Annotated in this window: 18 protein-coding genes and 1 pseudogene; 4 read left to right on the top strand and 15 right to left on the bottom strand. The window is 70.3% G+C overall.

The window, feature by feature from the left end; all coding sequences use genetic code 11:
• Window positions 1–2: 2 nt before the first annotated feature.
• The gene (locus tag ABT034_RS13615; protein ID WP_351214556.1) at window positions 3–563 is read right to left on the bottom strand and encodes a quercetin 2,3-dioxygenase; all 561 of its coding nucleotides are present in this window, start codon (window positions 561–563) and stop codon (window positions 3–5) included.
• Between the two features lie 106 nt (window positions 564–669).
• Here ABT034_RS13615 and ABT034_RS13610 point away from each other — a divergent pair, with 106 nt between their 5' ends.
• Entirely contained in the window at window positions 670–1113 is a 444-nt protein-coding gene (locus tag ABT034_RS13610; protein ID WP_351214554.1) for a MarR family winged helix-turn-helix transcriptional regulator, read from the top strand.
• 178 nt (window positions 1114–1291) lie between these two features.
• Here the strand turns inward: ABT034_RS13610 and ABT034_RS13605 are convergent, their stop codons facing one another.
• The 5 genes from ABT034_RS13605 to ABT034_RS13585 all read right to left on the bottom strand — a co-directional run bounded on the left by ABT034_RS13605 (window position 1292) and on the right by ABT034_RS13585 (window position 6599).
• On the bottom strand, window positions 1292–2080 hold the full coding sequence (locus ABT034_RS13605; protein WP_351214552.1) for an ABC transporter ATP-binding protein: 789 nt from the start codon (window positions 2078–2080) through the stop codon (window positions 1292–1294).
• The gene (locus tag ABT034_RS13600) at window positions 2073–3068 is read right to left on the bottom strand and encodes an ABC transporter ATP-binding protein (RefSeq protein WP_351214550.1); all 996 of its coding nucleotides are present in this window, start codon (window positions 3066–3068) and stop codon (window positions 2073–2075) included. Before ABT034_RS13600 ends, ABT034_RS13605 begins: the two co-directional genes overlap by 8 nt.
• A complete protein-coding gene (locus tag ABT034_RS13595) occupies window positions 3065–3922 on the bottom strand; it encodes an ABC transporter permease (protein WP_351214548.1) in 858 nt (285 codons plus the stop codon). Before ABT034_RS13595 ends, ABT034_RS13600 begins: the two co-directional genes overlap by 4 nt.
• Entirely contained in the window at window positions 3919–4872 is a 954-nt protein-coding gene (locus ABT034_RS13590; RefSeq protein ID WP_351214546.1) for an ABC transporter permease, read from the bottom strand. The genes ABT034_RS13595 and ABT034_RS13590 overlap by 4 nt, the downstream gene beginning before the upstream one ends.
• A 119-nt stretch (window positions 4873–4991) precedes the next feature.
• Complete coding sequence (locus tag ABT034_RS13585) at window positions 4992–6599, bottom strand: CocE/NonD family hydrolase (protein WP_351214544.1); 1608 nt, start codon at window positions 6597–6599, stop codon at window positions 4992–4994.
• 171 nt (window positions 6600–6770) lie between these two features.
• Between ABT034_RS13585 and ABT034_RS13580 the strand changes: the two genes are divergently transcribed.
• Window positions 6771–7337 carry a TetR/AcrR family transcriptional regulator gene (locus ABT034_RS13580; protein WP_351214542.1) on the top strand — a complete coding sequence of 189 codons (567 nt, stop codon included), beginning with the start codon at window positions 6771–6773 and terminating at the stop codon, window positions 7335–7337.
• Window positions 7338–7349: 12 nt separating this feature from the next.
• On the opposite strand, the gene ABT034_RS13575 is transcribed toward ABT034_RS13580, so the two are convergent.
• The 8 genes from ABT034_RS13575 to ABT034_RS13540 all read right to left on the bottom strand — a co-directional run bounded on the left by ABT034_RS13575 (window position 7350) and on the right by ABT034_RS13540 (window position 14803).
• Window positions 7350–7631: an aldo/keto reductase gene (locus ABT034_RS13575; protein ID WP_351214540.1), complete on the bottom strand. Its 282-nt coding sequence runs from the start codon at window positions 7629–7631 to the stop codon at window positions 7350–7352.
• Complete coding sequence (locus ABT034_RS13570; RefSeq protein WP_351214538.1) at window positions 7628–8602, bottom strand: Gfo/Idh/MocA family oxidoreductase; 975 nt, start codon at window positions 8600–8602, stop codon at window positions 7628–7630. The genes ABT034_RS13575 and ABT034_RS13570 overlap by 4 nt, the downstream gene beginning before the upstream one ends.
• A gap of 1 nt (window position 8603) precedes the next feature.
• Window positions 8604–9911, bottom strand: coding sequence for a protocatechuate 4,5-dioxygenase subunit alpha (gene ligA / locus ABT034_RS13565; RefSeq protein ID WP_351214537.1), 1308 nt, complete (start codon window positions 9909–9911; stop codon window positions 8604–8606).
• A gap of 24 nt (window positions 9912–9935) precedes the next feature.
• On the bottom strand, window positions 9936–10856 hold the full coding sequence (locus ABT034_RS13560; protein ID WP_351214535.1) for an amidohydrolase family protein: 921 nt from the start codon (window positions 10854–10856) through the stop codon (window positions 9936–9938).
• 18 nt (window positions 10857–10874) lie between these two features.
• The gene (gene ligK, locus ABT034_RS13555) at window positions 10875–11564 is read right to left on the bottom strand and encodes a 4-carboxy-4-hydroxy-2-oxoadipate aldolase/oxaloacetate decarboxylase (protein WP_351214533.1); all 690 of its coding nucleotides are present in this window, start codon (window positions 11562–11564) and stop codon (window positions 10875–10877) included.
• Window positions 11565–11580: 16 nt separating this feature from the next.
• The gene (locus ABT034_RS13550; protein ID WP_351214531.1) at window positions 11581–12606 is read right to left on the bottom strand and encodes an amidohydrolase family protein; all 1026 of its coding nucleotides are present in this window, start codon (window positions 12604–12606) and stop codon (window positions 11581–11583) included.
• Window positions 12607–12711: 105 nt separating this feature from the next.
• Window positions 12712–13923 carry a 4-hydroxybenzoate 3-monooxygenase gene (locus ABT034_RS13545; RefSeq protein WP_351214529.1) on the bottom strand — a complete coding sequence of 404 codons (1212 nt, stop codon included), beginning with the start codon at window positions 13921–13923 and terminating at the stop codon, window positions 12712–12714.
• Window positions 13924–14035: 112 nt separating this feature from the next.
• Window positions 14036–14803 (bottom strand): IclR family transcriptional regulator, encoded by a 768-nt coding sequence (locus tag ABT034_RS13540; RefSeq protein WP_351214527.1) that lies wholly within the window; start codon window positions 14801–14803, stop codon window positions 14036–14038.
• 75 nt (window positions 14804–14878) lie between these two features.
• On the opposite strand from ABT034_RS13540, the gene ABT034_RS13535 reads away from it, so the two are divergent.
• Together ABT034_RS13535 and ABT034_RS13530 are read left to right on the top strand one after the other, a co-directional pair.
• On the top strand, window positions 14879–15574 hold the full coding sequence (locus ABT034_RS13535; RefSeq protein WP_351214525.1) for a substrate-binding domain-containing protein: 696 nt from the start codon (window positions 14879–14881) through the stop codon (window positions 15572–15574).
• 67 nt (window positions 15575–15641) lie between these two features.
• Window positions 15642–16361 (top strand): annotated as a pseudogene (locus ABT034_RS13530) (IS5 family transposase).
• Window positions 16362–16500: 139 nt separating this feature from the next.
• Here ABT034_RS13530 and ABT034_RS13525 read toward each other — a convergent pair.
• Window positions 16501–18003, bottom strand: coding sequence for a serine/threonine-protein kinase (locus ABT034_RS13525; RefSeq protein ID WP_351214523.1), 1503 nt, complete (start codon window positions 18001–18003; stop codon window positions 16501–16503).
• Between the last annotated feature and the right edge of the window lie 364 nt (window positions 18004–18367).

The following is an 18367-nucleotide window of genomic DNA, read 5'->3' as shown; positions in this document are numbered from 1 at the left end:
GGTCAGCCGCCGGTGCGCCACTGGTGTCCGGGCAGGAAGCGCACGTCGTACCGCTGCGGCACGGTGGCGAACTTCTGCCGCCCCGGTACGTACGGCTCGGTCGGCAGGCCGAGTTCCTCGGTCGGGACGCCCAGGTTCTCGAAGAACCGCTCGAAAGTGCCGCCGGGTCCGGCGGCCACGCCGACGACCCGGCTGTGGTGGCGCTCGATGCGGTAGGCGTGCGGGCAGTTCTTCGGTACGAACCCGAAGTCGCCGGCGGTGAGCAGCCTTTCGTGCTGGTCGCCCTCCAGGTCCTCGACGAACAGCCGTACCGCACCGTCGGTGATGTAGAAGACCTCGTACGTGTCGGAGTGGACGTGGGCCGGGATCACGTCGCCCTTGGGGCCTTCGACGGTGAAGAAGTTGAAGGCGTTCTCGGTCTGCTCGCCGCCCGCGTAGACGGTGACCAGGTCGGTGAAGAGGTGGGCTCGGTCGCCCATGCCCTTCTCGATGAAGTACGGCTTGCCGGGCTCGGCCGGTATGTGCGACCGCGGACGGCTGGGACGGGCGAACTCCATGGTCATGGGAACCTCCGGCACGACGAACGGGTGAATGTCAGGCTACCTGACATTCATTGCGGAGGGGACCCTGTGTGGTCGCTATGCTCGAAGCCCCGTCCCACGAGGAGCCATGACCACCCCCACCCGCAACCTGCCCCAGCTGCTCACCGACGCCAAGCGCTGGTTCGACGACGCGCTGCTGGCCAGCATGCGGGCCGCCGGCGAGCAGCCGGTCACCGTCGGGCAGGCGGCTGTCTTCGCCGCCCTCGACGAAGAGGGCACGACGGTCTCCGAGCTCGCTCGCCGGATGGGCGTCACCCGGCAGACCGCTCACCAGGCCGTGCACGCCCTCATCGGCATGGGACTGCTGGAGCAGGTCCCCGATCCGGCCTCCGCCCGCAGCCGCCTGATCCGCGCCACCGCCGAGGGCGCCCGTGTGCACCGACGCGCCCAGGGAACCCTCGCCGTCATCGAAAGCGTCCTGGCGGACCGTATCGGTGCAGATGCCCTCAGCGCCCTGCGTGAAGCGTTGACCGCCCCCATGGGAGAGCCCCCGTTGGTGGAAGCGCCCTGAGCGGCGTCGGCCCGCAGCGGGCGGGCCGTCGAAGGGCAGGCGAACGGGGCCCTGCCGGTCCGGCCCGCCGACGTGCCCTCCCTGGCGTGACCCGGATGTGACGAGAGCAAGACGGCTGCCCCGCTCCGTCGCCGGGACAGCCGTCTTCGCTCTGTGAGCCGCGTGACCATACGGGTCATCAGGCGGCTGCTCTGTCCGCCCTTCTCCGCGGTTTCCAGCCCGGCTTCGGGATGGAGGTGATGAGGCGTTGGGTGTAGGGGTCTTCAGGGTCGCCGAGGACCTTGGCGACGGGGCCGCGTTCGACGACTCTGCCTCTCTGCATCACCAGGACGTCGTCGCTGATGTGCCGTACAGCGCCGAGGTCGTGCGTGATGAACAGCAGCGCGGTCCCCGTGTCCGTGCGGATGCGGGTGAGCAGGGCCAGGATCTGCGCCTGGATGGACACGTCCAGAGCCGCGATGGCCTCGTCCAGGATCAGTATCCGTGGTTCGGCGGCAAGCGCGCGGGCGATGGCGGCGCGCTGACGCTGTCCGCCGGAGAGGGACTTCGGCAGGGAGCGTGCCTGCCTGTCGTCCAGACCCACCATGTCGAGCAGTTCGGCGACGCGGGCGCGCAGCCGGTCCGCCGGCAGGTCCTTGTGGAGCCCGACCGCCTCGGCGACGGCGTCGCCGACGCGCTGGCGCCGGTCGAGGGACGAGTAAGGGTCCTGGAAGACCATCTGGATCTGACGGCCGCGGGCGCGGCGCTCGCGTGAGCGCAGCCGGCCGGGCCTGCGCTCATCGCCGGCGACCATGACGTGTCCGCCGCTGGACGTCTCGAGTCCGGCGATCATGCGGGCGGTGGTCGTCTTGCCCGATCCCGATTCGCCGACGATGGCCAGAGCCCCCTGCTCCGGGAGCGAGAACGTCACGTCGTCCACGGCGACGAAGTCACCGAACTCCTTGCGGAGGTTGCGTACCTCAAGCATGGCGAGCGGCCTCCTCGGGAGTGAACGTGTGGGGGAAGTGGCAGGCCGCCGAGGCGTCACCGTCGGCGCTCGGCTGGGGCCGGTCGCTCCGGCACAGGTCCTGAACGTGGGGACAGCGGTCGCTGAAGGCGCATCCGTCGGGTGCTTCGAAGCCCGAAAGGGGCCTTCCGGGGATCGAGCGAAGTTCCGCGGCGGCGTCGGAGACCGAGGGGCGGGAGGCGAGCAGGGCGCGCGTGTAGGGATGGGCGGCGTGCCCGCGCAGGCGGTCGGCGGGGAGTTCTTCCACGGTGGTGCCCGCGTACATCACCACGACCCGGTCACACACGGCGGCCGCGAGTTCCAGGTCGTGGGTGATGAACAGCAGGGCGAGACCGCGGGCTTCGCGGGTTTCTCCGATGATGGCCATCACCTCTTCCTGGGTGGTCACGTCGAGGGCGGTGGTCGGTTCGTCGGCGAGGAGCAGTCGTGGCTCGGCGGCCAGTGCGGCGGCGATCATGACGCGTTGAAGCAGGCCGCCCGACAGTTCGTGGGGCCGCTGACGCATGCGCCGGTCGGCGTCGGCGATGCCGACCTCCCGCAGGATTCCCGTGACCTTCTCGACCGCCTCGGCCGCCGGGACACGGCGTGCGGTGGTCAGCCCTTCGATCAGGAAGTCGCCGACACTGCGGGCAGGGTTGATGTGGGCGCGGGGGTCCTGGAACACCATGGCGACCTCGGTCGCCCGGAAGGCACGCAGGCGTTCGGGCTTCATCCCTGGGACGGACTCCCCGGCGAACAGCACGTCTCCGTGGATCCGGGCGCCCTCAGGCAGCAGCCCCATCACGGAGCGGGCCGTCAGGGACTTGCCGGAACCCGATTCGCCGACCAGGGCGACGGCCCTGCCTTCGGGGATCGTGACGTGGGCGCGGTGGACGACGGTACGCGGGGTGCCGTCGAGGAGCAGGTCGATGCCGAGCGCGTCGATCTGGAGCAGGGGTGGTGTGCTCATGCGTTCTCTCCGAGCAGACGTCGGGACAGTCCCGTCCCGAGCAGGTTGAACGCGACGACGACGATCAGGATGGCGATGCCCGCGTACAGCGCCTGCTGCGGCTGGCCGGCGAGGATCGAGGGGGCTCCGTTGGCCACCATCAGCCCCCACTCCGGGTCCGGCGGCTGACTGCCGAGTCCGAGGAAGGAGATGGCGGCCACGTCGAGCAGCGCGTAGCCGAAGCCGATGGTGGCCTGGACGAGCACGAGCGGCAGCAGGTTCGGCAGCAGGTGCCTCAGCCAGATGCGGGCGGTGGGCGCACCGAGGAGCTGGAGCGCCGACACGTACGGCAGGTTGCGTTCCTTGAGCGCGGCCGATCGCACGACGCGGGTGATCAGGGGCAGGTAGGCGATCGACAGGGCGACGATCGGTGCGGTGAGTCCGGCGCCGAAGACCGCGGCGACGAGAACGGCCATGATGAGCCCCGGAAAACCGAAGACGATGTCCAGGGCCCCGGAGACGAACCGGTCCAGCCAACCGCCGAACCAGGCTGCCGTGAGCGCGAGGAGGGTACCGAGCGTGGTGGACACGGCGATCACGAAGGCCGGGGCGGCGAGGCTGGCGCGGGTCCCCGCGATCAGCCGGGACAGGAGATCGCGTCCGGTGTCGTCCGTCCCGAGAAGATGGGTGGCGGACGGTCCGGCGTTGACGTTCAGCGGATCGACGGCGTTCGGGTCGTGCGGGGCGAGCAGCGGCCCGAGCACGGCCAGCAGGACGAACAGGGCGACGACGCATCCCGCGCCGAACGTCAGGTGGTCGCGTGGGCGTCCGGTCCGCCGCTTGGGCACGGTGCGGGTGAACAGGGCGGTCGTCATCGGGTGGCCCCCTTCTGTGCGGTTCGGGGGTCGAAGGCGGCGCTGACGAGGTCGACGGTGGTGTTGATGACGACGAAGACGATCACGAAGATCAGTGACACGGCCTGCACGACGGCCATGTCCTGCTTGGACGCGGCCTCGATCATGAGGGCTCCGAGCCCTCCTGTGCCGAACGCCTGCTCGGCGACGGCCGCGGTGGCGATGAGTCCGGCGATGCCGACGCCGGAGACGGCGAAGACGGGCCCGGAGGCGTTGTGCAGCACGTGCCGCCTGATCACCGTGCGCTCGGGGACGCCGCGGCTGCGGGCGGTCTCCACGTGCTCGGAGCGCATCTCCGCGCGGACGGCGGTCCGGGTGACCTGGGCGACGTACCCGATCCAGCTCAGCGCCAGCGCGACAGCCGGAAGCGTCAGGTGCGACAGGGTACCGGTGAAGCCCTCGCCGGATCCGTAGACGGGAAACCACGGGAGCTGGACGGCGAAGAGCCAGATGAGCAGGACCGCCATGACGAAGGTCGGTACCGCCATCGCACCCGCCGTCAGGGTCGTGGCCAGCGTCTCCGTGCGTCCGCCGCGCAGAGCGGCGACGGTGCCGATGACGGTGCCGCCGACAAGGACGAGGACGGAGGCGTAGGCGACGAGTGCCAGGGTGTCGCCGGCGCGGGCGCCGATGAGGCCGGCGACGGAGTCGCGGTAGACGAGGGACCTGCCGAAGTCCCCTTGAAGGAAGCTGCTCAGCCAGTGCCAGTAGCCCTGGACGAACGGATCGTCCAGGTGGTACTCGCGGTGGATCTGCGCCAGTACGGCGGGGTCGGGATTCCGGCTGCCCCCGACGAGCAGCGTGGCGGGATCCCCGGGAGTGAGGAACATCGCGCCGTAGATGGCCAGGCTGGAGGCGAGCACGGTCAGGACGAGCATGCCCAACCTGACCGCGACGAATCGGAGACTCATTCCGGACCGCCTCCTTCATGACACCGTTCGACGGCCGTGTGGTGCGCTCCCGCGCCGCTTGCCGGAGTCGAGCTGGGGAGATGTCGCAGAGGGAGCATGGGCCCTCCTGGGTGCAGGGGCTATTCGCCGCTTTCGGGCAGGACGGTCAGACACAGGCGGGAGGGGTGAGCGGCGCCGGTCCGGAGCGTCTGCAGACTCGCCTTGGGGGCGGTCGTCAGCCACGGACTCTCCGGAGAGCCGGAGTTGGGCAGGTGGTTCGGGAAGTCGCTGCCGGCGATCATCAGCGCGAGGCGGTGGCCCGGGCGCACCCGGTAGCCGGTGTGTCCCAGGGCGATGTCGACCTCGCCGGGCCTGTCGGCCTGGACGCAGCCACGCACGATGAGGCGTGCCGTGCCGTCCGGGGCGAGGTCGAGGAGGCGTACGAAGATGTCGAACGTGGGGGCCGTGCTCTCCACGTGCAGCACCGCGTGGACGGGGCCGGCGAGGTCGAGTGGCCGATCAGAGGCGGGGCTGGTGAACACGAGCACGTCGTCCCGGTCGAGCGTACGGCGCTCGTCGACGTGGTCGCGCACCTGCATGAACGTATCAGCCGCGGCCGACGGTACGAGATCGTCGGGGTCGTACCTCCACTCCGCCGATTCCGATGTGCCATCCGGGCTCGGGGCCAGCTGTCCACCGGGGACCGCGCCGGTCGCCGCGGCCGGCTGCGTCAGATACCACTCGGCTGCCCTGGCTTCCGGCAGCGGCCACGTGGCCGAGGTGCGCCAGCCCGCATGGCCGAGCTTCCAGCGCACCCGGGGAAGCGAGTCGGGATGCGCGGCGCCCTTGAGGAAGACGTCGAAGAACTCGATCGCTGGACCGGTGTAGGAGTCCAGCATGCGGGCGAGGGCGGCGCCGCCGGCCAGGTGGTCGGTCTCCGGGGTCGCCGGGGCGTCCTCGAGGAAGTAGTTCTCGTGGTCGATGGTGTCGGCGATCAGGTACTGGACGGCCGCCCAGCAGGGGCGCTTGGCCAGCTCCGTGTAGTCGCGCATGTGGGCGATGCCGAGGTTGTCGAACCAGCCCACGCAGTGCAGCACGGGTACGGGGCGGGCGTCGTAGGGGTGCGGCCCGTTGTACGGGTCGAGGGGGATGCCGCCGACGATGAGGTCGAACCCGGCGGAGCGCTTCCCGATCGTGGTGAACGCCTCCTCGTAGGCGGCGATGATCGGGCGCCGGTTGAGGTCGACGTCGAACTCGTGGATGTCGTTGTCCGTCCACACCTGCGCCTGGTAGCTGGCCCCCTCCAGCCACAGGGGCTGTCGCCCGGAGCCCGAGTCGTAGGTGGCGATGCCGGGGGCGTTCGTGGTGCTGGTCACCCGGGGGACGATGGCGCGAAGGGCGGGGTGCTGGCTGGAGACGGCGGACCACTGCGTGAAGCCGTAGTACGAGTCGCCGAACATGCCCACGATCCCGTCGGACCAGGACTGGCGGGTGATCCACTCGAGGGTGTCGTAGCCGTCGTCGACCTCTCCGGTCCAGCCCAGCGTCCTGCCCTGCGAGCGGAACTTGCCCCGGACGTCCTGGACCACCACGACGTAGCCACGCGCCGTGAACCTGTTCGCGATCTCGTCGAAGAAGACATAGCGGCTGTTCTTGTCGTAGGGCAGGCGGGCCAGGATCGTCGGCGCGGGCCTCACCCCCTGATCGGCCCCGTACACATCGGTGGCCAGTCGCACTCCGTCACGCATACGCACCATGTGCTGCTGCGCGGACGGCGGGACGGGTTCCGGCGTTACGCGTCGGACAGCAAGGCTCATGAAGCCCCTCCAAGGAAGCGAACCTTTAGATAACAACGTGATATAACAGCGTTGCATTTAGGTGCGCTCAACGTCAACCCCCCTCTGAGCTAGGTTGATTCCATGCCGATCGACGTCGACGAAGTCCAGCGCCGCAAGGCAATCGCCCAGGCGACCCTCGCTGTCGCCGCCCGGGACGGCGCGCGCGCCATCACCATCCGTGCCGTGGCCAAGGAACTCGGCGGCTCCACGGCCATGGTCACCAACTACGTGCCCACGCGCACCGCGCTGATCACCAACGCCGTACGCGCTGCCGAGTCCCGGTGGCGGAGCGACCTGGAAGCCCACCTGGGCGACCTGTCCGGCGCGGACCGGCTGCGAGCCACGGTGGAGTGGCACCTGACCACGGATCCGGAGGACCTGCTGCTCCGCACGCTGTGGATCGAGATGCTCTCGTCGGCACACTCCGACCCCAACGGCGTCGACCGACAGGAACCGTACGAAGCACGCGCGGAGTTCCTCGACGCCTCCCTCGCCGCGGGGGTGCCGGACGCCGGCCTCGCCGCCGACGTCCTCTCCCTACTGACCCGCGGCTACTACGTCTCCACGGTGGAAGAGCCCGCCTACTGGACACCGGAGCGCGCGAGCCGCGTCGCCAGAGCCGTTGTGGACGCCCTCATCGACAGCTGACCGGACGTACCCTCAACCACCGACATCTGTGGCGAGCACGATCCGGACCCGGTGCCTGGCGAGCACCCGTCCGACCAGCTCCTCGTCGGCGCCGAAGCCGTAGAGAGCTGCCGTGTCGAAGTGCGTCACGCCCTTCTCCAGCGCCGTCAGGAGCAGCCGCTCGGCCTCCTCGGGCGAGGGCGCGACCCCGTAGGCGTGGCCGAGGTCCATACAGCCCAGGCCGACGGCAGGGACCTCGAACGGCCCGATCCGGCGCGGGACCCGCCCCGCGCCGGCGCGCGTCGGCGCGGTCACGAGCCCTCGGCGGAGGTGAGCTGGTGTTCCAGCGCCGCCAGCGTCCGGTAGCAGGGCAGGACCTGGGCGATGGAGGAGTTCGGCTCGCGGCCCTCGCGGATCGCGGCGACGAACTCGCGGTCCTGGAGCTCGATGCCGTCCATCGACACGTCGACACCGCTCACGTCGATCGGCTCGTCCTCACCCGTGAACAGGTCGTCGTACCGGGCGATGTAGGTGCCGCTGTCGCCGATGTAGCGGAAGAACGTGCCGAGCGGTCCGTCGTTGTTGAACGACAGCGACAGCGTGCAGATCGCGCCGCTCGCCGCGCGCAGCTGGATCGACATGTCCATCGCGATGCCGAGCTCGGGGTGGATCGGGCCCTGGATCGCGTTGGCCTGCACGATCGGCGAGCCGGTCTGGTACGCGAACAGATCGACGGTGTGCGCCGCGTGGTGCCACAGCAGGTGGTCCGTCCACGAGCGCGGCTCCCCGAGCGCGTTGAGGTTGGTGCGGCGGAAGAAGTACGTCTGCACGTCCATCTGCTGGATGTTGTAGTCGCCGGCCTCGATCCGGCGCCGCACCCACTGGTGGCTCGGGTTGAAGCGGCGGGTGTGGCCCACCATCGCCACCAGACCGGTGCGCTCCTGCGCCGCCTGGCACGCCTCGGCGTCGGCGAGGGAGTCGGCGAGCGGGATCTCGGTCTGCACGTGCTTGCCCGCCTCCAGGCAGGCCAGGGTCTGCGCGGCGTGCAACTGGGTCGGGGTGGCGAGGACGACGGCGTCGACGTCGTCCATCGCGAGCACCTCGTCCAGGGACGCGGCGGCTCGGGAGACGCCCTGCTCGGCGGCGAACTTCTGGGCTCGCTCCAGGCTGCTGCTCACGACGGCGGCCACCTCGACGCCCTCGATGCGACGGAGCGCGGCCGCGTGCTTGGCGCCGAAGGCGCCGCCGCCGGCCAGGGCGATCCGCAGGGTTCGGTCATCGGTCATGTCAGTTCTCTCCTTCGGCGGGCGCCTCGGCCCGGGGGTGGTTCGCCAGGATCAGGTGACCGACGGCCGTGTTGGACGCGGGCACATGGTAGAAGCGGTGCTTGACCTCGACGTCGCCGGTGCCGTCCACGTCACTCATCGCGCCGCGGGCGATCAGCCACATGACCAGCTCGATGCCCTCCGAGCCGGCATCCTCGACGTACTCCAGGTGCGGCACCTCGGCCAGGCCGGCGGGGTCGGCGACCAGCCGGTCCAGGAAGGCGTTGTCCCACTCGCGGTTGATGAGACCGGCGCGCGGGCCCTGGAGCTGGTGGCTCATGCCGCCGGTGCCCCACACCTGCACGGTGAGGGGGCGTTCGTACGACTCGATGGCCTTGCGCAGCGCCTGGCCGAGCTTGAAGCAGCGGGCGCCCGAGGGGACCGGGTACTGCACCACGTTGACGTGGAACGGGATGACCTTGCACGGCCACTTCTCGACGTCGCCGAACATCAGCGACAGCGGGACGGTCAGGCCGTGGTCGACGGCCATCTCGTTGACGAGGGTGAGGTCGAAGTCGTCCCGGATGAGGGAGTGCGCGATGTGCGCGGCCAGGTGGGGGTCGCCCTCGATGCCGGGGACGGGGCGGGGCCCGTACCCCTCGTCGGCGACGGGGTAGGAGGCGCCGGTGCCGAGGACGAAGGTCGGGATCATCGACTGGTCGAAGGCGCTGGCATGGTCGTTGTAGACCAGGAAGATGACGTCGGGAACGTTCTCCCGCTCCCACGCCCTGGAGTACTCGTACCCCGCGAAGACCGGCTGCCAGTAGGGCTCTTCGGCCTTGTCGTGGTCCAGCGCCGCGCCGATCGCCGGCACGTGCGAGGTGAAGACGGCCCCGGTGATGACGGCGTGCTCGGTCGGCTCCGCCGACGCGTGGGCGGCTTCGAGGACGGCGTGGTCGATGCGGTTGCCCTCGACCGAGCGCCCGCCGCCGACCATCATGGCGCGGTACTCCTCCTCGGTCATGCCGGTCATCGAGCCGGCCATCTGCTGGAACGAGAAGCCCAGCGTGGCACCCCACTTGGCGAGGAAGTAGATGTTGCCGCCCTCGCGCATCGCCGCGTTGAGGTCGCGGTCGAGCAGCGCCTGCTTCTGTTCCTCGCGCAGCGGCCACGCGTCCAGGTAGGCCCGCTCGTCGGCGAGGTAGGCAGCGCGGTTCTCCGGAGTCATCAGCGACATGCAGAACTGGTTGAGGTGATAGCCCTTGGCGGACTGCTCGGCGTCGAAGATGGTCGTCCCCGGCACCAGCTTGTAGGTCTTGTCCAGTGACATGGCGGGCTTCCAATCGTACGGAGGTCAGTCGGCGTCCGGCCAGTACAGGCGTGTCGGGTTCGCGACGAGGAGCTTGTGCCGGAGCTCCGGCGTGGGCGCGATGCGGGGGACGAAGTCGACCAGCAGCCCGTCGTCGGGCATGTGGTCGGTGAGGTTGGGGTGCGGCCAGTCCGTGCCCCACAGCACCCGGTCGGGGAACTCCTCGACCACGCGCCGGGCGAACGGCACCACGTCCCGGTAGGCATCCTGCTCGCCGTCGAGGGCCGGCGGGCCGCCCCGCGTCAGTCGCTCCGGGCAGGTCACCTTGCACCAGATGTCCGGACGGGCCCGCAGGAAGTCCAGGAACGCCTCGAACTCGGGCCCGTGCGGGTCCTTGGTGACATCGGGCCGGCCCATGTGGTCCACGACCAGCGGGACCGGGATCGACAGGAAGAACTCGCGCAGGTCGGGCAGGTCGGGCGCCTCGAAGTAGACGACGACGTGCCAGCCCAGTGGGGCGATCCTCCCGACCACGTCCAGCAGATCCTGGCGCGGCGCGGCGTCCACCAGCCGCTTCACGAAGTTGAACCGCACCCCGCGCACCCCCGCCCGGTGCAGCTCGCGCAGCTCCTCGTCGGAGACATCGGGGCGTACGGTCGCCACACCCCGGGCCATGCCCTTGGAGGCGCGCAGGGCGTCGACCATGGCGGTGTTGTCGGCGCCGTGGCAGGTGGCCTGCACGATGACGCTGCGGGTGAAGCCGAGGTGGTCGCGGAGCGCGAAGAGCTGGTCCTTCGACGCGTCGCACGGCGTGTACTTCCGCTCGGGCGCGTACGGGAACTCGGCGCCCGGGCCGAAGACGTGGCAGTGCGCGTCGACGGCACCCTCGGGGAGCCGGAACTGCGGTCGGCTCGGGTCGGCGTACCAGTCGAGCCAGCCGGGGGTCTTCTCGAAGTCGGTCGTCATGGGTCCGCTCCGTCCTCGTCAGTCCTCGTAGCGCAGGCCGAGTTCGGCCAGCGGGCCGCGCATGCCGTACATGTCCAGACCGAGCTTCCCGGCGCGGAACTGCGTGCGCTTGCCTTCCTCGGTGGCCTCGCGGGCGGCCGATGCGGCGGCCACCTCCGCGGCCCGCTCGCGCGGTACCACGACGACACCGTCGGCGTCGGCGACGATGACGTCACCGGGGCGCACGAGGGCGTTGCCGCAGACGACGGGCACGTTGACCGAGCCGAGGGTGGCCTTGACCGTGCCCTTGGCGTTGACCGCGCGGGAGAAGACGGGGAAGTCCATGTCCTCCAGGTCGGCGACGTCGCGGACACCGCCGTCGATGACGAGGCCGGCGCAGCCCCGCGCGCGGAAGGAGGTGGCGAGCAGCTCGCCGAAGAAGCCGTCCTCGCTCTCGGTCGTGCAGGCCGCGACGACGACGTCGCCGTCCCGGATCTGTTCGGCGGCGACGTGGAGCATCCAGTTGTCGCCGGGCTGGAGGAGCACGGTCACGGCGGTGCCGCACATCCGGGCCTTCGGGTAGGCCGGGCGCAGGTAGGGGCGCATCAGTCCGACCCGGCCCATGGCCTCGTGGATCGTCGCGACGCCGTACGTCGACAGCTCGGCGACGGCCTCGGGGTCCGCCCGGTCGACCTTGGTGTGGACGACGCCGATCTCGGTGTGTTCCATCGTGGTTCTCCTGGGGTCAGCGGCCGGCCGCGGCGAGACGGGCGGCGAGTCGGGGGTATACGCGCAGGGCGTTGCCGGCGAAGACGGCGGCGCGGGCCTCGTCCGACAGGTGCGGGGTGGCGTCGACGTACCGCTTCGTGTCGTCGAAGTGGCGGCCGGTGCGCGGGTCGATGTCGCGGACCGCGCCGATCATCTCGCTGGCGAAGAGGAGGGACCGGGCGGGGATCACCCGGGCCAGCAGGTCGATGCCGGGCTGGTGGTAGACGCAGGTGTCGAAGAAGACGTTGTCGAGCAGGGTCTCCGGGTCCGGCCTGCCGAGCGCCATCGCCAGACCCCGGAACCGGCCCCAGTGGTACGGCACCGCGCCGCCGCCGTGCGGGATGACGAACCGCAGCGTCGGGAAGTCGGCGAACAGGTCGCCCTGGACGAGCTGCATGAAGGCCGTGGTGTCGGCGTTCAGATAGTGGGCGCCGGTGGTGTGGAAGGCCGGGTTGCAGGACGTGGAGACGTGGATCATCGCGGGGATGTCGTACGCGACCATCGCCTCGTAGAGGGGGTACCAGCTCCGGTCCGTCAGCGGCGGCGCCGTCCAACGGCCGCCCGACGGGTCCGGGTTGAGGTTGACCGTCACCGCGCCGAGCTCCTCGACCGCGCGGCGCAGCTCGGGCAGGCAGGTGGCGGGGTCGACGCCGGGGGACTGCGGCAGCATCGCGCCCATCGCGAACCGGTCGGGGTAGAGCGTGCTGACGCGGTGGACGAGGTCGTTGCAGATCCGCGCCCAGGTCGAGGAGACCTGGAAGTCGCCGATGTGATGGGCCATGAAGCTGGCCCGCGGGGAGAAGATCGTCAGGTCGCTGCCGCGCTCGTCCATCAGCCGCAGCTGGTTGCCCTCGACGGCCCGGCGCAGGTCGTCGTCGGTGATGACGAGGTCGCCGGGGTCGGGCGCGTCCGCGGGGGAGCCGACGGCCGCGATCTGCCTGTCGCGCCACTCGGCCAGCTGCGGCGGCGCGGTGGTGAAGTGACCGTGACAGTCGATGATCATGGGAGGTCTCCTGGGGTGTCGGGGCGGGGGCCGGCCGGGCCGGGTACGCGGTCAGCCCTGGGCGCTGACGGGCCAGCCGGTGTACTGCTCCGAGAGGTAGGCCGGTCAGCCCTGGGCGCTGACGGGCCAGCCGGTGTACTGCTCCGCTAGGTAGGCGCGTCCGGCGCGCGTGCCCACCACGTTGTCGAGCTCGCCGAGCTGGCGGCGCAGGTCGAAGGCCGAGGCGCCGGGCGCGGTGTGGAGCAGCCGGGTCATCCAGTACGAGAAGTTCTGCGCCCGCCACACCCGCTGGAGGGCCCGCGGCTGGTACTCGTCCAGCGCGCCCCCGCCCTCGCGGCCGAGCGCCCGCAGCAGTACGTCGGCGAGGACTTTCACGTCGTGCAGCGCCAGGTTGAGACCGCGGGCACCGGTCGGCGGCACGGTGTGCGCCGCGTCGCCGGCGAGCACCATCGAACCCCAGCGCATCGGCTCCTGCACGAACGACCGGAACCGCAGCACCGTCTTCTCGATGACGGGACCCTCCTTGAGCCGGAAGCCGTCCTCACCGGCCACTCGCGCCTGGAGGGTCTCCCAGACGCGGTCGTCCGACCAGTCGTCCACGGACTCGTCGGGCGGGCACTGGAAGTACATCCGCTGCACGGCCTCGGTCCGCTGGCTGATCAGCGCGAACCCGTGCTCCGAGTGGGCGTAGACCAGCTCGGGCGCGCTCATCGGCGCCTCCGCGAGGATGCCGAACCACGCGAAGGGGTACTCCTTGCCGTACCGCGTCCGCCGGTCCTCCGGCACCAGGTCGCGGCACATGCTCCGCGAGCCGTTCGCGCCGACGACGTACCGCGCCCGGATCTCGTGCCGGGACCCGTCGGCCGCGGTGTAGCGGACCCGCGGGGCGTCGGTGGCGATGTCGAGGACCTCGGTGTTCCGGACACCGAAGTGGACCGTGCCGCCGTCGCGCTCCCGCGCGTCGGCCAGGTCGATGAAGACATCGGTCTGCGGGTAGAGCCACACCGACTCGCCCACCAGGGCCTTGAAGTGGATCCGGTGCGCCCGGCCGCCGAACCGGAGCTCGATGCCCTCGTGCTCGTGGCCGTCCCGCAGGATCCGGTCGGAGACACCGGTCTCGACCAGGTCCCGGGCCACGTCGGCCTCCAGGATCCCGGCGCGCTGCGTCGTCTCGATCTCCCGTCGGGTACGGGTGTCGAGCACGATCGTCCCGACCCCCGCACGCCCGAGCCGGTGCGCCAGCATCAGGCCGGCGGGGCCGGCGCCGACGACGGCTACGGGGACCGAGGCGACGGTGTCGACGGGGGCATCGGCCATGGCAACTCCTGAGCGGCTGCGGACGTTTCGAACACCCCGAACGTTGACACCCGGTCCGTCGCCAGGTCGCTGCCGTTTCCGTCAGGCGGAAGCCCGCCCCGAAACCGGAACCTCAGGAGGTCGTACGGGTGCGCCGGCCGAGCTCCTCCGAGATCCCGTGCGCGGCCCGCAGCAGCGGCTCCCGCAGCCGGCGCGCACGACCCGCGCCCTGCGCCGTGATCACCACCCCGAGAGCGGCGCTCACCGGCCCGACCCGACCGATCCGCACGGGCGCGGCCACCGCGACCGTGCTCTCCGACAGCTGCCGATCGCTGACGAACACGTGCTCCCGGCGGATCCGGTCCAACTGCGCCCGCAGCGCCTTCGGATCGACGACCGTGTGCGGGGTCCATGACCGCAGCGGCGCGCGCAGGACCTCCTCCTGGATCTCCTGCGGCGCGTGCGCGAGGAGCACCCGCCCCATCCCCGTGGAGGCGATCGGGAAACGGGTCCCCACCATCGTCAGCAGCTCCACCGAGCGGTGCCCGGCGATCCGCTCCACGAACACGAGCTCCGTGCCCTCCCGCACCGCCAGCTGGATGTTCTCGTGCGTGACCTCGTACAGGTCCTGCATGAACGGCAGCGCCACATCGCGCAGGATCTGGGTGCGCGGGCACCCCGAGGCGATCTCCCAGAGCCGCAGCCCCACGTGCCACGACCCGTCCTCGGCCCGCTCCAGCACGCCCCAGCCCGCCAGCTCGGCCACCACCCGGTGCGTGGTGCTCAGGGCCAGACCCGTGCGCTGAGCGATCTCCGACAACGTCTGCGACGGGTGCTCGCGGTCGAAGGCCGAGAGGACCTCCAGGACTTTTCCAGCCGCCGTGCTCCGGGTTGTACTCACGTCGTCAGTCTCCCAGACCGGCGTTGAGGCACCCGGTCGCGCGCCGTACCATCTGCCGGACACCAAGGAGGCGACGTGGACCGAGACATCTCAGGGCTGTCCTCGATGGCGACGCGGCCCGTGCTGGCCGAGCTGTCCGAACAGCTCCGGCTCGCTCACGGGCTCCCCGTACGTTTCGACTCCGCCGGCGGCGTCGAGATCGCGCGGCGGGTGCGCGAAGGCGCCGAGGCCGACCTCCTCGTCCTCGCCGACGGCGCACTGGCCGAGCTGGAGAAGGAAGGGCACATCCTCGAAGGCACGACGCGACCGCTGTGGATCTCTCAGGTCGTCGCCGCCGTGGCGGAAGGAACACCCGTTCCGGCACTCGGCTCGGAATCCGAGCTGCGAGCCGCGCTGACCTCCGCGAAGGGGATCGCCTACTCCACCGGCCCCAGCGGCACGGCCCTCGTCTCTCTGCTCACCCGGCTGGACCTCGCCGACGCGCTGTGCGACCGGCTCGTCCAAGCGCCACCGGGGGTGCCCGCAGGCAGCCTGCTGGCGTCCGGCCGAGCCGACCTCGCCTTTCAACAGCACAGCGAGCTGATGGACCTGCCGGGCGTCGTCGTCATCGGCCCGCTGCCAGGTGACACGGCCATCAGCTCGACGTTCAGCGGGGGTGTCCTGGCCGCCTCCAGCCGACCGGGCCTCGCCCGCGAAGTCCTTGACCTGCTTGGCTCCGACGCGGCATCAAGGACCGCCCGCGCCAGGGGCATGCGGGCGCCTGGCGACTAGGCACTGTCCGACGGATCATGTGACTTTCCGACCGGTCGCTCGTTGGTTGGGTCATGGGTCATGGGTCATGGGTCATGGGTCATGGGTCGGGGGTCGGGGGGATCTGACGAATCACGAGTGGTCGCTGCTGGAGCCGCATCTGCCTCCGCCGGGCGGTCGAGGCGGCAGGTGGAACGACCACCGGACCGTGCTCAACGGGATCCTGTTCCGGGTCCGTACCGGTGTCCCGTGGCGTGACCTGCCCGAACGCTACGGCTCCTGGAAGACCGTCTACGAGCGGCATCGCCGCTGGTCGGCGGACGGCACCTGGGACCGCCTTCTGCAGGCGGTCCAGGCCGACGCCGACCTTGCCGGGCGGATCGACTGGGGCATGGTCGGCGTCGACTCGACGTCCTGCCGGGCCCATCAGCACGCGGCCGGCGCCCGCAAGGCCAGTCCGCGGGTCCCGAAAAAAAGGGCGACGCCCTGCAGATGATCGAGGCCCGATCACGTCAGCGGAGACAAGGCTTACAGCTCCCGCCGCAATCGCCACTACCTGCGAAGACGCCGCATCAAGCACACGATCCCTGAGCCGAAGGATCAGCGAGCCAACCGCCGGCGCAGAGGCAGTACGGGCGGCAGACCTGCCAGCTTCGACCGGGACGGCTACCGGCGACGCAACGAGGTCGAGCGGACCATCAACCGGCTCAAGAACTCCCGTGCGGTCGCCACCCGTTACGACAAGAGGGCCTACGTCTTCCACAGCACGGTCACCGCAGCGGCAGTCCGCTCATGGCTCCGCCCATGATCCGCCGGACAGTGCATAGAGGGCTCGTTGATCAGGCGCGATGGGCAGTCCGTGAGCGGGCTTTCACCAGGACAAGGGGCTCTTCGGCGGCTGGGGCGGGGAAGGCGGCGGCCGCCTGTCGCTCGGTGGGAGGGGCCCGTCAGTCGATTGGCTTGCGCATGTCGTCGCGTATCTTGCGGGTTTCCGCCGCCGCCAGTTCGAGCGGGCCAGCCGGCACGAACTCGACAACGGCCTGGGTGTTGCCGTCGGACCAGGCACACTGGGTCTTTGTGGGTCTCGCCGGGTAGGAATGCGGCCAGGACACCGTCTGGCAGCTGAATTCTACGTCGGAGCCGGGGACGCGGATCTCCTTGCGCGGCTCGTCGACAATCTCCGTGCCTGTCACGCTCACGGAGTGCAGCAGGGCGTCCCGTTGCCCCTTCAAGTTCTTGAACCGCCCGTAACCGCCGTTGACGTCCACCTTCTGGAACACAGGGGCCTTTTCGGTCCCGGTGTAGGAAGCATCAACGGAAATCACGTCCCTGTCGTACTCGGTGTCCTTGATATGGCCCGGGGAGGAAGACTTTTCGTTGGCGAGCTCGTACGCGCCCCCCGCCACCTTGATGGGCGCGGTAAGCCGGTGCGTGGCCTCGGGGAAGGGAGCACTGAACCAGCCGTTGAGAGAATACGCACCGAAGCCTGCCAAGCTGGCCACGGCCAGCGTAATGGCCACGAAGGCGGCAATCCGGTCCTCTGTGAGCTTCTTCCTCGGCGGAGCGGTTGTCGGTACCGGTGCGGCCTCGGTCGGAGCGGCTTGCGTCGGCGTTGGCGTCAGCTCGGGCGGTACGGCCGATACGGGCAAAGTCGGCGTGTACAGAGCGGTGTCCGGCGAGAACAGGTCCAACAGCTTTCCCGGTGTGGGTCTTTGTGCCGGATCCTTGGCCAGGCAGTCGGCGACTATCGGCTGCAGGTCCTGAGGGAGGGTGGACAGGTCCGGCTGTTCGTGCACCGAGCGGTACATCAGCACCATTGGCGTGCCTTCCCCGAACGCGCTCCCGCCAGCGGCAGCGACCAGCACCGCGCCCAGTGCGAACACATCGGCTGCGCTGCCGACTTCGCGACCCTGTGCCTGCTCGGGGGCGAGGAAGCCTGGGGTGCCGAAGGCGGATCCGGTGGCGGTGAGCCGGGTCGACTCGACCGCCCGGGCAATGCCGAAGTCGAGGACCCGGGGCCCGTCATCAGCCATGATGATGTTGCCCGGCTTGAGGTCACGGTGGACAAGTCCGCAGGCGTGAATGGCTTGCAGAGCCTCCGCCAACGCCGCCCCGAGCAGCCGTAGTTGACGCTCATCCATCGGGCCCTTCTCAGCGAGGAGCCCCGACAGCGTCGGCCCCGGGACGTAGGCGGTCGCCAGCCAGGGCGTCTCCGCGTCCGGATCGGCGTCGACGACCTGCGCCGTATGGAATCCGCCGACCTTGCGGGCGGCTTCGACCTCGGCACGGAACCGCGCGCGGAAATGCGGATCGGCTGCCAGCTCGGGACGGGCCACCTTAACGGCCACTGTGCGTCCACCACGGGAACGCGCCAGATACACCATCCCCATGCCGCCCGCGCCCAGCTCCCGCTCCACGGCGTACCCGCCTATGTGTCCCGGCAGGTCCACGCCATCCACTCCCCACCCATGTGCCGCACGCTCCCCGTTGAGGTACCACGTGACAGTATGGCCGCCCCTTCCGGCCAACGTCACCCGCAGCTCGCTACCCGCTCGTACAGCCGGACCCGCCCAGGGCGCGTCCGGGATGCCTGCGCGCGGTGGACCCTGAACTCCCGGTGGGAAACCAACGGATCCTCCTCTCGGCAAGCAGCACGATCGCGGCTTGCAGACGTTCACCTGCGAACAGTTCCGCGTCATAGCCCGCCGTGCTTGGGAGCTCATCAAGCATCCGCATGATCTCTACCGCAGAGCCGGCCTCGAGGAAGTCGCGTCGGACCCGTCGTTCGAGTCTCATGCTGATTGGCACCGCACA

It is taken from the genome of Streptomyces sp. NPDC002773, from assembly GCF_040295605.1.
In the GTDB taxonomy this organism is placed as follows: Bacteria; Actinomycetota; Actinomycetes; order Streptomycetales; family Streptomycetaceae; genus Streptomyces.
This window is presented reverse-complemented; position numbering and strand designations above follow the sequence as displayed.

What these genes read in the sequence shown, in the direction of transcription:
- ABT034_RS13615 (WP_351214556.1), bottom strand. Translation starts at nt 563, where the DNA reads ATGACCATGGAGTTCGCCCGTCCCAGCCGTCCGCGGTCGCACATACCG.
- ABT034_RS13610 (WP_351214554.1), top strand. Translation starts at nt 670, where the DNA reads ATGACCACCCCCACCCGCAACCTGCCCCAGCTGCTCACCGACGCCAAG.
- ABT034_RS13605 (WP_351214552.1), bottom strand. Translation starts at nt 2,080, where the DNA reads ATGCTTGAGGTACGCAACCTCCGCAAGGAGTTCGGTGACTTCGTCGCC.
- ABT034_RS13600 (WP_351214550.1), bottom strand. Translation starts at nt 3,068, where the DNA reads ATGAGCACACCACCCCTGCTCCAGATCGACGCGCTCGGCATCGACCTG.
- ABT034_RS13595 (WP_351214548.1), bottom strand. Translation starts at nt 3,922, where the DNA reads ATGACGACCGCCCTGTTCACCCGCACCGTGCCCAAGCGGCGGACCGGA.
- ABT034_RS13590 (WP_351214546.1), bottom strand. Translation starts at nt 4,872, where the DNA reads ATGAGTCTCCGATTCGTCGCGGTCAGGTTGGGCATGCTCGTCCTGACC.
- ABT034_RS13585 (WP_351214544.1), bottom strand. Translation starts at nt 6,599, where the DNA reads ATGCGTGACGGAGTGCGACTGGCCACCGATGTGTACGGGGCCGATCAG.
- ABT034_RS13580 (WP_351214542.1), top strand. Translation starts at nt 6,771, where the DNA reads ATGCCGATCGACGTCGACGAAGTCCAGCGCCGCAAGGCAATCGCCCAG.
- ABT034_RS13570 (WP_351214538.1), bottom strand. Translation starts at nt 8,602, where the DNA reads ATGACCGATGACCGAACCCTGCGGATCGCCCTGGCCGGCGGCGGCGCC.
- ligA (WP_351214537.1), bottom strand. Translation starts at nt 9,911, where the DNA reads ATGTCACTGGACAAGACCTACAAGCTGGTGCCGGGGACGACCATCTTC.
- ABT034_RS13560 (WP_351214535.1), bottom strand. Translation starts at nt 10,856, where the DNA reads ATGACGACCGACTTCGAGAAGACCCCCGGCTGGCTCGACTGGTACGCC.
- ligK (WP_351214533.1), bottom strand. Translation starts at nt 11,564, where the DNA reads ATGGAACACACCGAGATCGGCGTCGTCCACACCAAGGTCGACCGGGCG.
- ABT034_RS13550 (WP_351214531.1), bottom strand. Translation starts at nt 12,606, where the DNA reads ATGATCATCGACTGTCACGGTCACTTCACCACCGCGCCGCCGCAGCTG.
- ABT034_RS13545 (WP_351214529.1), bottom strand. Translation starts at nt 13,923, where the DNA reads ATGGCCGATGCCCCCGTCGACACCGTCGCCTCGGTCCCCGTAGCCGTC.